Genomic DNA, 12,952 nt, shown 5'->3' with positions numbered 1-12,952 from the left:
CGCGGCGGGAGCGCCGCACCCCTTCCTTCTCAGGGCGTCGGGAGTGCGTGTGATCTCAACGTGACCGAGCGGGCTGTCAGATCGACCGTGAGAAGCGCCTGGGACGGATCGGTCACTCCAGAGCCCACGTAGACGGTCCGGTTCCCATCGGCTCCCCACCTCGACATCCCGCATTCGGGGTTGAGGAGGGGTGCGGACGTGCGGAGCACGACATAGTCGGGATTGACGATAATCGTCGCGGACTCTGTCGTCGTGAGCGGCACGACAACAGCATCGGGGGAGTCGATCCAGCGCAGGTCGGCGATCATCTCACGCTCCGTGGCGATACCGAGTCGCGCCTGGTCCACCGTGACGGGTGTGAAGCTGATGGGTTCGGGGGTCTTCGAGCGCGGCCATACGGCCGCCACGAGGAGGATGATCGCGAAGCCGAGAAGGCTGGCGATCAGAAGGTGGATTGGTTCGCTGCGGCGAAAGATCGAACTGTCAAGGGCGAGCGCTAAGGCCCACAGGCCCTGGATTGTGACAAGAACGCCGATGATGATCGTTCCGACGACGGGTTGTCTCATGACTGCCTCTCAAGGGTGAAATCCGCTGCGACAAGGTTGAGGCGGATGATGATGTCGGCATCGTCGATCGAATCGATGTCGCCGTTGAGGATGGTTGCGTCTCCCGCAACCCCGCTGTTGCGCTGGGAGCGCTCGTCCACGCCGGAAAGATCCGACATGACATAGTCGGCAACGACAGCGACGCGCTGCTCATCGCCGATCACGATCGTCACCTCACCGAGCCTGCCCGTCACATCGATCTCGGCTTCATCGAGCCCGGTCACATCGATCTCGCCGGAGCCCAGAAGAACAGAGAACCCGCCGTCAGCGTCCGATGCCGATGTTGGTGCCCACACACGTTCACCCATGATGACCGAGTGCTCGGCCGAGGGTATCGACGTGGTCGCGGCGATGGGGAGGCAGAGGAGGGCGGCAAGGATCGCGAGAGTCGACAGTCCGCCGCCGCGCCGGCCCACGATCCCATACACCGTGACGGTCAGGCCGAGAAGGATCGATGCTGCCGCGCAGGCGGCAAGTACGAGGGCGGAGTCCGACAACGATGAGCTTCCTCGATCAATCGCGTAGGCGACGCCGGCTGCGATGATGAGGAGGACGGCGATGGCGAAGAGGACGAGCCTCCCGCCTGCCGCGGGAGGGGTGACCTGGACGGCGGCGTCCGGGCTGTACAGGTGGCGGCGGTCCGGTCCCGGCGGGCTATCCCTTTCGGGCGCGACCTTCTCGGCCTGCCAACGGGTTTCGACTCTGGAGTCTCTGAGCGCGAGGACGACAAGGACCGTGATGACGACCGTGATGATGAAGCCGAAGGGGCCGACGAAGAAGACGTCCCGGAATCCCCATCCGGAGGTGGGCAGGAAGACGAGAATGATCGCGAACACGAAACTGGATGACACGGTGCCATAGAAGGGTTCTTGGGCGTGGATCCGGTCCGATTCGTCGGGCAGGAAGAGCCATCCCAGAGCGTAGAGCGTGATCCCGGCACCCCCGAAGAACCCGAGGGCCACGACCGCGGCGCGCACGAGCACAGGATCTACACCCCACCTTCGCGCCAAGCCCGCACAGACACCCGCGAGGGGAGTATTGTCAGGCCGCCGGATCCCGAGGGATCTCACCGAATCGAAAAAGCTATCTCCAGTCATGCCTCTATCGTCTCCCCGGATGGTCATGCGCGGTAGTGGGGGAATCCCTGATTGAACCCTGAGATAGGGATCGGAATCCCCATGGGGGGTGCTGGACGTGGGAAGATCGATCCATGGAACGCTACCCGCTCGTGAGGCCCCAGTCGGGCCGGATCGTTGCCGGCGTGTGCCAGGGAATCGCCGACCATCTCGGTATCAATGTGTGGCTCGTCAGAGGAATCGTCGGCGGGCTCGTCGCATTTGGGTTCGTCGGCATCCTCCTCTACACGTGGCTCGCGATCGCCATTCCAGCCTCCGACGACGTGCCGGACCGGGCGGGCCCGCGCTATTCGCCAACGGCGAGGACCAGGCTCCTGTTCCTGGCAGGCCTTGCCCTCACGGGCGCACTCGGCCTTATCGTGTTCCAATCCGCGATCGACATCTCGGCCGGGATCGTCGTGTCCCTGGCGTGCGTGGTGGCTGGCGCTGCCCTCGCGTGGACGAACATCGGCGGCTCATCGGTCCGAGTCCAGCTCGTGAGGCTCTCCTCCGGCATCGCGCTCCTCGTGATCGGGGTGCTCATCTTCGCTGTGCGTGACGAGGACCCCCGCACCATGGCCACGTCTGTTGTCATCACCCTCATTGTCCTCGGTGTTGCCGCTCTCGCCATGTGGCCGGCAGTGTCCCGCATGTTGAAGGAGCTGGATCAGGCCCGCAGGGAGAGTGCGGCTGAGGCCGCTCGGGCTGATATTGCTGCTCACCTCCACGACTCCGTCCTCCAAACCCTCACTCTTATCCGCAACTCAGCAGGAGACCCGGACACGGTGACTCGCCTTGCCCGCGTGCAGGAGCGCCAGCTCCGCACGTGGCTGTATGGCACGAACCGCGACGAGACGTCGCTCCCGGAAGCTTTCCGAGCCATGATGGCAGATCTTGAGGATCTGTACGGAACAGCCGTTGAGTTCGTGTCCGTGGGGGAAGGTGACCGAGATGAGCATAGCCGGGCCCTGCTGGCGGCCAGCCGCGAAGCAATCGTCAACGCGATCCGCCACGGTGCGGAGCCGGTATCCGTCTATACGGAGTTCACTGCCGCCGCCACCGATGTGTACGTCCGCGACCATGGTGCGGGCTTCGACATCGCAGAGATCCCCGACGACCGTCACGGGGTCCGTGAATCCATCCTCGGGAGGGTAGTGCGCCACGGGGGAGAAGCGGCCGTGACAGCACGACATCCCGGAACCGAAGTCCACATCAGAATGCCACGAGGTCACCATTGAGAATCATCATCGTCGACGATCATCCTTTAGCACGAGCCGGAATGGTCGGGGAACTGACCCGCGTCGGCGGCTTCGACATCGTCGGCCAAGCGCACGATGTCGACTCCGCCATTGCCACCATACGGCGCCTTCAGCCCGACGTCGTCCTGCTCGACGTGCACATGCCGGGCGGGAATGGCGGCGGGGGAGCGGAGGTTGTTCGCGCATGCGCCGACCTCTACCCAGGCACCAAGTTTCTCGCGATCTCCGTCTCGGACGCCGCCCGTGATGTTGTCGCCGTCGTACGTGCAGGAGCTCGAGGCTATGTCACCAAAGACGTCACCGGGGAGAGATTGGCTGATGCTCTGCGGCGCGTGGATGATGGGGATGCGGCGTTCTCGGCCCGCCTGGCGGGTTTCGTGCTCGATGCCTTCGGTGCGGGCGCTGGCGATGTGGCCGACCATGACGACGAACTGGATCGGTTGACGGCACGCGAACAGGAGGTCATGCGTCTTATCGCGCGTGGCATGGCCTACAAAGAGGTCGCCAGCGAGCTCTACATCTCAATCAAGACGGTCGAGACGCACGTCTCCGCGGTCTTGCGGAAGCTTCAGCTGTCCAACCGCCACGAGCTGGCCAGGTGGGCGGCCGCACGACGGATCGTGTAGCCGCCCCCTCACACATCCTCGAGGATGGGGAGGACGTGGGCTGGGCCGTGATGGTGCGGGTTGGACACGATGTAGGCAACGTCCTGCAGTCCGAGCCACCACTGGTTGTAGGGCAGGCGAGTCGCCGGATCCCAGTGCTCTTCCAGATGGGAGAGCGGATGGCACTCGATGCTTCCCTTCGCCATGCCCACGTAGGAGCAGTCATCCCTGCCGTTCGACATCGTCTCGTCGAGAGTCCTCATCGCCGCGTTGACGAGACGCACCGCAAGCAGCCGGTCGAACGGCGACGGGTTCCCACCCTGCTGCTGATGTCCGATCACCGCCTGGCGGACATCGAACAGGCCGCCGCCCTCCTCTTCGAAGATGCGGGCAAGGAAATCGGTCGTGTAGTTCTCAGATGCATACTCGTTGCGGACGACAAGGTAGAGACTGCGTCCGTTCTTGAACGCGTCCACCATGACATCCGTATCTTTCGCCAACTGGTTGAGCGTGATCCCCGTTTCCGAGAGATAGATCTGTTCCGCGCCGGAGGCAATGCCTGACATGAGTGCGAGGTAGCCGCAGTTGCGGCCCATCGTCTCACTGACGAAGCACCTGCGCGACGCTGAAGCGGACTGCTTGATCCTGTTGAGAACCTCGACATTCGTGTTGAGGGCAGTGTCCGTGCCGATCGACAGCTCCGAGGCCGGCAGATTGTTATCGATCGAGGCAGGCACGCACATGATCGGGATACGGAAGGCCGAGAAGCGCTGGCGCTCCTCCCTCATCCGCTCCGCAGCCTCATAGCCCTTGAGCCCGCCGATGATGAGCAGGCCATCGATGCGGTTGTCCTCGAGGACGCGCCCCATGTCATAGAACTCGTCGACGGACGGGATCGTCCGACGCGTGCCGAGCTGTGCACCTCCCAACCCGGACCAGGCTTCCACATCGGACCACGAGAGCGGCACGAGATCTCCGTGGACGAGCCCCGGAAGGCCGCCCTCGATGCCGACCATCTCGTACCCGCGATCGATGCCGAAGCGGACGGCCGCCCTGGCCGCAACATTCATGCCCGGTGCGAGTCCGCCGACGTGGACGATGGCGATACGCCCGCGGGGGCCGCCGTTCTTCTTCGTCGGCACGGGAGACGCCAGAGTCGTGAACACGTCGAGCATTTCCGTATAGGACGATCCGCGGGCGGCAACAGCAGCCTCGAAATCCCCGGCTGCCGTGTACTTCTTGACCGCACGCGTATTCTCAACAGACGACATGAGGGGCAGGCGGACGAGCCTGTTGCGGCGAGTGCCGATGATGACCGGATCCCCGTCGCTCTGCAACAGCTCAAGAGCAGCCGAATAGCCGAGCAGCGTCGGCATCCACCGGTCATAGGCCGAGGGCGATCCGCCGCGCTGAACGTGGCCCAGCATCGTGACGCGTGCGCTCTCTCCGAGACCCTCCTCAAGGACGGCCTTCACCCGCTCGGACGTAATCGCCACGCCGTTCCGGTCAGTGGCGCCCTCCGCGACGATGATGATCGAATCGCGCCGGCCGGCGTCCCGACCTTCCTTGAGAACGCGACACATGTCAGTCTCCCAGCCGTCTGCCGGGGGCCGCTCCGGAACGAAGACGTAGTCACAGCCGCCGGCAATCGCACTCATGAGAGCGAGATACCCGCAGTGGCGGCCCATCACCTCGATGACGAACGAGCGCCGGTGAGACTCCGCAGTCGACGAGATCGCGTCAATCGCATCGATGATGCGGTGGAGCGCGGAATCCGCACCCACCGTCATATCAGTTCCGACGAGGTCGTTGTCGATCGAACCGACCACGCCTGCAATATGGAGGAGGGGGTGCCGGTCTGCGGTGTCCTGCTCGATCTCGCCCATTTCCACGAGCTCGGCCAGGAGCGATGGCCACTCTGCCCTCAGTTCGTCCGTGCCCGTCAGCGTGCCGTCACCGCCGATAGAGATGAGGCGGTCGATACCGAGAGAGACAAGATTCTTCACGGCCTCGCGCATGCCCTCGCGCTCGCGGAAACGGTCGGAACGGGCCGTGCCGATGATGGTCCCGCCGCGGTGCAGAATGTCGGAGACATCGCTCCATGACATCTCTTGGATCAGATCGCCGCCCTCGACGGCGCCCTTCCAGCCCTCACGGATCGCGAACGGCCGGGCTCCTTCGTGGAGAGCGGTGCGGACAACGGCACGGACAATAGCATTCATCCCCTGGGCGTCTCCACCCGAAGTCAAAACGCCAATCTTCACTGATTCCATATCTCTATTGTCGCTGATCGTTCTCCGTTCATCGACATCTCGATCGGAAGGACGCCTCTCCCGGACCCGATTCCGGTCGTTCACGTGTGCCAATAGTGGACAAAACGCGGGAATGAGAAAGGTTGTGCTTCGACATGCACCTTTGACGCGCACCACGCGGTCCCGCGTCTCCCCAGCGGTTTCCCGTCGACATGATCTCGCGGTATCGATCGGTCCCGGGTCCTCCCCGGCGGGACGCGGTTGCCTGGCAGACCCACCGGGCAGAGAATCGTCTCAGTCAGTGCTGGGACGCCCAGCATTCGCCCGCGTGTGTGAGAATTGAGTCACGCCACCCGCTTCGAAGAAGGACAGCCATGCCCGTATCTCCCATCGACCCGACGAGTACCCGCGCCTGGACGACGCTGACAGAGATCGCACAGAGCTTCTCGCCGGACTTCCGCACCTGGTTCGCGGAGGACCCGCACAGGGCAGAGACGTTCTCTTTCGTCGCGGGTGACCTGCATGTCGACCTGTCGAAGACCTTCCTCACCGAGGACATCATGGCCGCTCTTCTCGAACTCGCCCGCGAGACGAGAGTGGAGGAACGCAGGGATGCGATGCTGAGCGGTGAACGGATCAACGTGACCGAGGATCGTGCCGTGCTGCACACGGCGCTCCGTGCACCGCGCGGAAGCGAGATCGTGGTCGATGGCGAGAACGTTGTCGAGAACGTGCACGAGGTCCTCGACCGGATGTACGAGTTCGCGGCCAAGGTGCGTTCGGGTGAATGGGTCGGTGTCACCGGCAAACCGATCGAGACGATCGTCAACATCGGCATCGGAGGCTCGGACCTCGGCCCGGTCATGGCCTACGAGGCGCTCAAGCCCTACCTCCAGGAAGACTTGGAGGTCCGATTCGTGTCGAACATCGACCCGACGGATGCTGGGGAGAAACTGGCTGGCCTCAATCCTGAGACAACGCTGTTCATCGTCGTATCGAAAACCTTCACGACGCTGGAGACTCTGACGAACGCGAAGGTGGCGCGGGCGTGGCTGCTCGATAATCTTCCCGGCGGCGGGGGAGAGGACGCGGTCGCGAAGCATTTCGTCGCGGTCTCGACGGCTCTGGACAAGGTTGCGGACTTCGGGATCGACCCCGATAACGCGTTCGGCTTCTGGTCCTGGGTGGGCGGGCGCTACTCTGTCTGCTCCGCTGTCGGCACGAGCCTCGCGATCGCGATCGGCCCGGACAATTTCGCCGACTTCCTGGCGGGACATCGCGCCATGGACGAACATTTCGCCACCGCGCCAGCGCACGAGAATGTTCCCCTGCTCATGGGACTCCTCAACGTGTTCTACACCAACCACATGGGGGCCACCTCCCACGCGGTCCTGCCCTATTCGCAATACCTTCACCGCTTCGCCGCCTACCTGCAACAGCTGACGATGGAATCGAACGGCAAATCCGTGCGCTGGGACGGCAGCCCGGTCACGACCGGCACGGGAGAGGTCTTCTGGGGCGAACCGGGTACGAACGGACAGCATGCGTTCTACCAGCTCCTGCACCAGGGCACCCAGCTCATCCCGGCCGACTTCATTGCGTTTGCAAATCCCACTTACCCCTTCGAGACCGAGGGTCAGGATCAGCACGAGCTCTTCCTCGGGAACTTCTTCGCACAGACGAAGGCGCTTGCCTTCGGCAAGACGGCGGACGAGGTACGCGCAGAGGGAACCGACGAAGCGATCGTTCCGGCTCGGGTCTTCACCGGCAACAAGCCCACCTCCTCCATCATGGCGCCCTACCTGAGCCCATCCGTTCTCGGCCAGCTCATCGCACTCTATGAGCACGTCACCTTCGTCCAGGGCGTCGTCTGGGGGGTCGACTCGTTCGACCAGTGGGGCGTTGAGCTCGGCAAGCAGATGGCGAACGAACTCGCGCCCGCGATCGCAGGAGACGATGAGTCGCTTGCTGGCCAGGATCCGTCCACGCGTGCACTCATCGCCTATTACCACCGTCATCGGGACGCAAGACCCGTCCACGAAGCCTAGACAGTCAGTAGACTGGTCATGGCTGCCCGAACAAGGGTCCATTTCGACATAGGAGTTGTATCAGATGGCTAAGTCTCCAGTTACCGTTACCGTGACCGGCGCCGCCGGCAATATTGGCTATGCGCTGCTTTTCCGCATCGCTTCCGGTGCCCTGCTCGGACCGGACGTCCCGGTGCGACTCAACCTGTTGGAGATCCCCCAGGCTGTCAAGGCCGCTGAGGGAACGGCGATGGAGCTCAACGACTCCGCATTCCCGCTTCTGGAATCCGTCAACATCTACGATGACGTCAACCAGGCCTTCGAAGGCACGAATGTCGGCCTCCTCGTCGGCGCCCGCCCCCGCACGAAGGGCATGGAACGCGCTGATCTCCTCGCAGCAAACGGCGGGATCTTCGGCCCCCAGGGCAAGGCCATCAACGACCATGCCGCTGACGATGTCAAGGTCCTCGTTGTCGGCAACCCCGCCAACACGAACGCCTATATCGCTGCCGCATCGGCCCCCGACGTTCCGGCCGACCGCTTCAACGCGATGATGAGGCTCGACCACAACCGTGCCATGAGCCAGCTCAAGGAAAAGACGGGCACCCCGATCTCCGAGATCGAGAAGGTCGTCGTGTGGGGCAACCACTCCGCAGACCAGTACCCGGACGTCTCCTACGCAACCCTCTCAGGCAAGCCCGCCATCGACCAGCTCGACGCCGAGTGGCTCTCGTCCTACTTCGTTCCGACCGTTGCCAAGCGCGGCGCCGCGATCATCGAGGCACGTGGAGCATCGTCCGCCGCCTCGGCAGCATCCGCTGCCATCGACCACGTCTACGACTGGGTCAATGGAACCGCTGAGGGCTCATGGACCACGGCCGGCGTCGCCTCACACGGCGAGTACGGCGTTCCCGAGGGCCTCATCTTCGGCTTCCCGACGATCTCCGTCGGAGGCGAATGGCAGATCGTGTCCGATCTTGAGATCTCGGAATCGACCCGGGCCGGCATCGACCACAACATCAAGGCCGCTCAGGAAGAGATCGACGCAGTCAAGGAACTCGGCATCCTCTAAAAACGATCCTGAAACGACAGTGTGCCCGGCTCGCGCCGGGCACACTCTTTATGTCGGGAATCAGGGGAAGACGACTGTCCGCTCCCCGTTGCGGAGCACGCGGCCTTCCGCATGCCATTTGACGGCCCGAGCGAGAACACGCCGTTCGACATTCTCGCCGATCGCCTGAAGATCGGCCGCTGACAGCGCGTGGGAGACTCTCTCCACGTCCTGCTCGATGATCGGCCCCTCGTCGAGATCCTCACTCACGTAGTGAGCGGTGGCGCCGATGATCTTGACTCCACGGTCATGAGCCTGCTGATAGGGGCGTGCGCCCTTGAAGGACGGCAGGAACGAATGATGGATGTTGATGATCGATCCCGCCATGCGATGGCACAGCTCGGGTGAGAGCACCTGCATGTAGCGAGCCAGGACGATCAGCTCCGCACCAGTGTCCTCGACGATCCCCATGAGCTCCGCCTCTGCCTCCGCCCGCCGGTCCTTCGAAAAGGGGATGTGGGTGTAGGGGGCGCCGTAGAAGTCGGCGATCGGACGCAGCCTGTCATGGTTCGACACGACACGGGTCACCTCGATCGGCAGGCGGCCCATCCGCTGCAGATACAGCAGATCGGTGAGGCAGTGGGATGTCGTGGACCCCATGATGACGGTCTTGATGGGACGGTTGGCCTCTGTCAGATCGATGTGGCCATCGAACTGGCGCGCCAGCTCGTCGACAGGGCCCTGCAGGGCCCCGATGTCTCCCGGAATATCGGCTTCGATGCGCAGGAAGAACCGTCCGGTGTCAGGATCCCCATACTGCTGGGACTCCGTGATGTTCCCCCCGTGAGCAACGAGAAGGCCGGTCATTCCGTGGACGATGCCGGGACGGTCAGGGCAAGAGAGTGAGAGCACAATTGAAGGCATGATGGTAAGGCTAGACCGTTATGCCTTCCAGACGGTGGATGATTCGAAGCATGGACAGTGACTATGCCGACCGGGCATATACGATGGTGTCAACTGGCCAGCCCCACGTGGAGGAAATATGGATCTGCTCAACAGTTCGATCGCAGAGGTCGACCCGGAAATCGCTGCCGTACTCGAGAACGAACTCGGCCGTCAGCGCGACACGCTCGAAATGATCGCGTCCGAGAACTTCGTTCCGCGCGCCGTCCTCGAAGCGCAGGGTTCGGTCCTCACCAACAAGTACGCGGAAGGTTATCCCGGCCGACGGTACTACGGCGGTTGCGAACACGTTGACGTGGCCGAGAACCTTGCCATCGAACGCGCCAAGGCCGTCTTCGACTGCGACTACGTCAACGTCCAGCCGCACTCGGGGGCCCAGGCGAACGCCGCCATCTACCACGCACTCGTCTCACCCGGCGACACGGTCATGGGACTCGAACTCGCCCACGGCGGACACCTCACGCACGGCATGAAGATCAACTTCTCCGGCAAGAACTATCGCATCGTCTCCTACGGGGTGGACAAGGAGACCGGCGTCATCGACATGGCGGAGGTGCGGGCTGTCGCACTCGAGGAGAAGCCGAAGATGATCGTCGCCGGCTGGTCCGCCTACCCCCGTCATCTCGACTTCCAGGCTTTCCGCGACATCGCTGACGAAGTGGGCGCCTACCTGTGGGTCGACATGGCGCACTTCGCAGGCCTCGTCGCCGCGGGCCTCCATCCCAGCCCGCTCCCGTACGCGGACGTCGTGACGACCACGATCCACAAGACGATCGGCGGCCCACGATCCGGCATGATCCTGGCCAAGACCGACGAGCTCGCGAAGAAGCTGAACTCGGCCGTGTTCCCGGGACAGCAGGGCGGCCCCCTCATGCACGTCATCGCGGCCAAGGCCGTCGCGATGAAGATCGCGCAGTCGGAAGAGTTCAAGGAGCGCCAGGAGCGCACGCTCGAAGGCGCCCGCATCCTCGCGGACCGTCTCCTCGAGAAAGATGTCGCCGATGCTGGCATCAGCCTCGTCTCGGGCGGAACCGATGTTCACCTCGTCCTCGTCGACCTGCGTGACTGCCCGCTCGACGGACAGGCCGCTGAAGACCTCCTCCACTCCGTCGGCATCACGGTCAACCGCAACGCCGTGCCGTTCGATCCGCGCCCGCCGCGCGTGACATCCGGCCTCCGCATCGGTACACCCGCGCTTGCCACGCGCGGTTTCGGCCGGAACGAGTTCGAAGAGGTCGCCGACATCATCGCGGAGACGCTCGTTGCAGGGCACTCCGCCGACATTGCTGCTCTCTCTGCTCGCGTTGGCGCTCTCACAGACCGCTTCCCGCTCTACGAGGGGCTCAACTGACGTGACCGCACGAGTACTTGACGGCAAGGCTACGGCCGCCACGATCAAGGCCGAACTGGCGCACCGAGTGTCGGAACTGGCGGCGCGCGGCATCATCCCCGGTCTCGGAACCGTTCTCGTCGGAGACGATCCGGGTTCCCAGAAGTATGTGGCCGGTAAACACCGGGACTGCGAAGAGGTCGGCATCGTCTCCATCAGGGAAGACCTGCCGGGGGATGCGAGCGAGGAGGAGATTCTTGCCGCGATTCGGCGCCTGAACGACGACGATGCGTGCACGGGTTATATCGTTCAGCTGCCGCTTCCCCGCGGTGTCGACACGAACGCGATCCTCGAGGCCGTCGATCCGGGCAAGGATGCGGATGGTCTTCATCCCACCAACCTGGGCAGGCTCGCCCTGCGCGTCAGCGAACCCATCACATCCCCGCTGCCATGCACACCGACGGCGGTGCTCGAGCTGCTGTCGCGGCACGGCCTCGATCTCAACGGCAAAGATGTTGCCGTGATCGGCAGGGGCACCACCGTCGGGCGATCGATCGGCTTGCTCATGACACGGCGCGACATCAACGCGACCGTCACCCTCATGCACACCGGAACGGTGGGCATGGCGGAGAAGGTGGCTGCAGCCGATGTTGTCGTCGCGGCGGCAGGATCCCCGGGCCTTGTCCAGGCTTCGTGGGTCAAACCGGGAGCGATCGTCCTCGACGTGGGCGTGTCTCGCGTCGTCGACAGCACGGGCAAGGGCCGGATCGTCGGCGATGTGGCACCCGAGGTAGCCGAGGTTGCCTCCTGGCTGTCGCCCAACCCGGGCGGGGTCGGCCCCATGACGAGAGCGATGCTCCTCGAGAATGTTGTCACGATGGCGGAGAGGACGCTGTGAGGGTAACGACTGTCAACGTCAACGGTATTCGCGCCGCCGTCCGCAAGGGCATGCAGGAATGGGTGACGGAGAACAATCCTGATGTTCTGCTGCTTCAGGAAGTGCGGGCGCCAGAGGACCTGGTCGCCGACCTCCTGCCAGGGGAGTGGAATGTCATCCAACAGTCCTCGCGCCTCAAGGGGCGCGCGGGCGTTGCCATCGCCGTGCGTCCCCATATCGACGTCACGGCCGCCCGGCTCGGACTCGACGGGGATACGGATGTCGACTCGGGACGGTGGGTGGAAGCAGACATCACTGTCGACGGCACGGCACTCACCGTCATCTCCGCCTACCTTCATTCGGGCGTCGCAACCGACGCGGAGAAGATGGCGGCGAAATACCGTCACCTCGACATGGTGACATCCCGCCTGGCCGACATCGAGGGCGAGTTTTTGATGGCGGGGGACTTCAACATTGTTCGAAGCCCCGCCGATATCAAGAACTTCAAACCGAACCACAACAAGACCTCTGGTGTTCTCGACCGCGAGATCGCCTACCTGACGCAGTGGTTCTCCACCTACGTGGACGTTCACCGTGCACTCGTGGGCGACATCCAGGGTCCCTACACCTGGTGGTCGCAGCGCGGCAAGGCATTCGACAACGATGCCGGGTGGCGGATCGACTACCAGATGGCGAGTCGTGCCCTCGCGGCGACAGCTGTGTCGGCAAGCGTCGGCCGTGCCGCCGACTATGCATCGCGATGGTCGGACCACGCCCCGCTCACCATCGACTACGACCTGTCCTAGGACGCGACGGGGGCGTGTCGTGGCTTGAGCCTCCTGGCGATACGCCCCCGACCGCGTCGTCA

11 protein-coding genes are annotated in these 12,952 nt (G+C 63.7%); 7 read left to right on the top strand and 4 right to left on the bottom strand.

Annotated features, from left to right (window positions below):
• Positions 1-29: 29 nt before the first annotated feature.
• Together H2O75_RS07280 and H2O75_RS07275 are read right to left on the bottom strand one after the other, a co-directional pair.
• Positions 30-566, bottom strand: a complete 537-nt coding sequence (locus H2O75_RS07280; RefSeq protein ID WP_182170250.1) for a hypothetical protein — start codon at positions 564-566, stop codon at positions 30-32.
• Positions 563-1,702, bottom strand: coding sequence for a PspC domain-containing protein (locus H2O75_RS07275; protein WP_182170247.1), 1,140 nt, complete (start codon positions 1,700-1,702; stop codon positions 563-565). Before H2O75_RS07275 ends, H2O75_RS07280 begins: the two co-directional genes overlap by 4 nt.
• A 113-nt stretch (positions 1,703-1,815) precedes the next feature.
• Here H2O75_RS07275 and H2O75_RS07270 point away from each other — a divergent pair, with 113 nt between their 5' ends.
• Both H2O75_RS07270 and H2O75_RS07265 read left to right on the top strand, forming a co-directional pair.
• Complete coding sequence (locus H2O75_RS07270) at positions 1,816-2,958, top strand: ATP-binding protein (protein ID WP_182170244.1); 1,143 nt, start codon at positions 1,816-1,818, stop codon at positions 2,956-2,958.
• Complete coding sequence (locus H2O75_RS07265) at positions 2,955-3,605, top strand: response regulator (protein WP_259365222.1); 651 nt, start codon at positions 2,955-2,957, stop codon at positions 3,603-3,605. Before H2O75_RS07270 ends, H2O75_RS07265 begins: the two co-directional genes overlap by 4 nt.
• An 8-nt stretch (positions 3,606-3,613) precedes the next feature.
• On the opposite strand, the gene H2O75_RS07260 is transcribed toward H2O75_RS07265, so the two are convergent.
• Complete coding sequence (locus H2O75_RS07260) at positions 3,614-5,857, bottom strand: 6-phosphofructokinase (RefSeq protein WP_182170241.1); 2,244 nt, start codon at positions 5,855-5,857, stop codon at positions 3,614-3,616.
• A 353-nt stretch (positions 5,858-6,210) separates the two neighbouring features.
• On the opposite strand from H2O75_RS07260, the gene pgi reads away from it, so the two are divergent.
• Both pgi and H2O75_RS07250 read left to right on the top strand, forming a co-directional pair.
• Positions 6,211-7,884: a glucose-6-phosphate isomerase gene (gene pgi / locus H2O75_RS07255; protein WP_182170238.1), complete on the top strand. Its 1,674-nt coding sequence runs from the start codon at positions 6,211-6,213 to the stop codon at positions 7,882-7,884.
• 64 nt (positions 7,885-7,948) lie between these two features.
• On the top strand, positions 7,949-8,935 hold the full coding sequence (locus H2O75_RS07250; RefSeq protein WP_182170235.1) for a malate dehydrogenase: 987 nt from the start codon (positions 7,949-7,951) through the stop codon (positions 8,933-8,935).
• Between the two features lie 60 nt (positions 8,936-8,995).
• Here H2O75_RS07250 and purU read toward each other — a convergent pair whose 3' ends face one another.
• Positions 8,996-9,838 (bottom strand): formyltetrahydrofolate deformylase, encoded by an 843-nt coding sequence (gene purU, locus H2O75_RS07245; RefSeq protein ID WP_182170232.1) that lies wholly within the window; start codon positions 9,836-9,838, stop codon positions 8,996-8,998.
• Positions 9,839-9,956: 118 nt separating this feature from the next.
• Between purU and glyA the strand changes: the two genes are divergently transcribed.
• The 3 genes from glyA to H2O75_RS07230 are packed head-to-tail and all read left to right on the top strand — an operon-like array spanning position 9,957 to position 12,890.
• Positions 9,957-11,228 (top strand): serine hydroxymethyltransferase, encoded by a 1,272-nt coding sequence (glyA, locus tag H2O75_RS07240; RefSeq protein WP_182170229.1) that lies wholly within the window; start codon positions 9,957-9,959, stop codon positions 11,226-11,228.
• Position 11,229: 1 nt separating this feature from the next.
• Complete coding sequence (locus tag H2O75_RS07235) at positions 11,230-12,105, top strand: bifunctional methylenetetrahydrofolate dehydrogenase/methenyltetrahydrofolate cyclohydrolase (RefSeq protein ID WP_182170226.1); 876 nt, start codon at positions 11,230-11,232, stop codon at positions 12,103-12,105.
• Positions 12,102-12,890 carry an exodeoxyribonuclease III gene (locus tag H2O75_RS07230; RefSeq protein ID WP_182170223.1) on the top strand — a complete coding sequence of 263 codons (789 nt, stop codon included), beginning with the start codon at positions 12,102-12,104 and terminating at the stop codon, positions 12,888-12,890. The genes H2O75_RS07235 and H2O75_RS07230 overlap by 4 nt, the downstream gene beginning before the upstream one ends.
• Positions 12,891-12,952: the final 62 nt, after the last annotated feature.

The organism is Flaviflexus equikiangi (assembly GCF_014069875.1).
In the GTDB taxonomy this organism is placed as follows: domain Bacteria; phylum Actinomycetota; class Actinomycetes; order Actinomycetales; family Actinomycetaceae; genus Flaviflexus; species Flaviflexus equikiangi.
The sequence above is the reverse complement of the archived record's forward strand: the minus strand, read 5'-3'. Positions and strand labels throughout refer to the sequence as shown.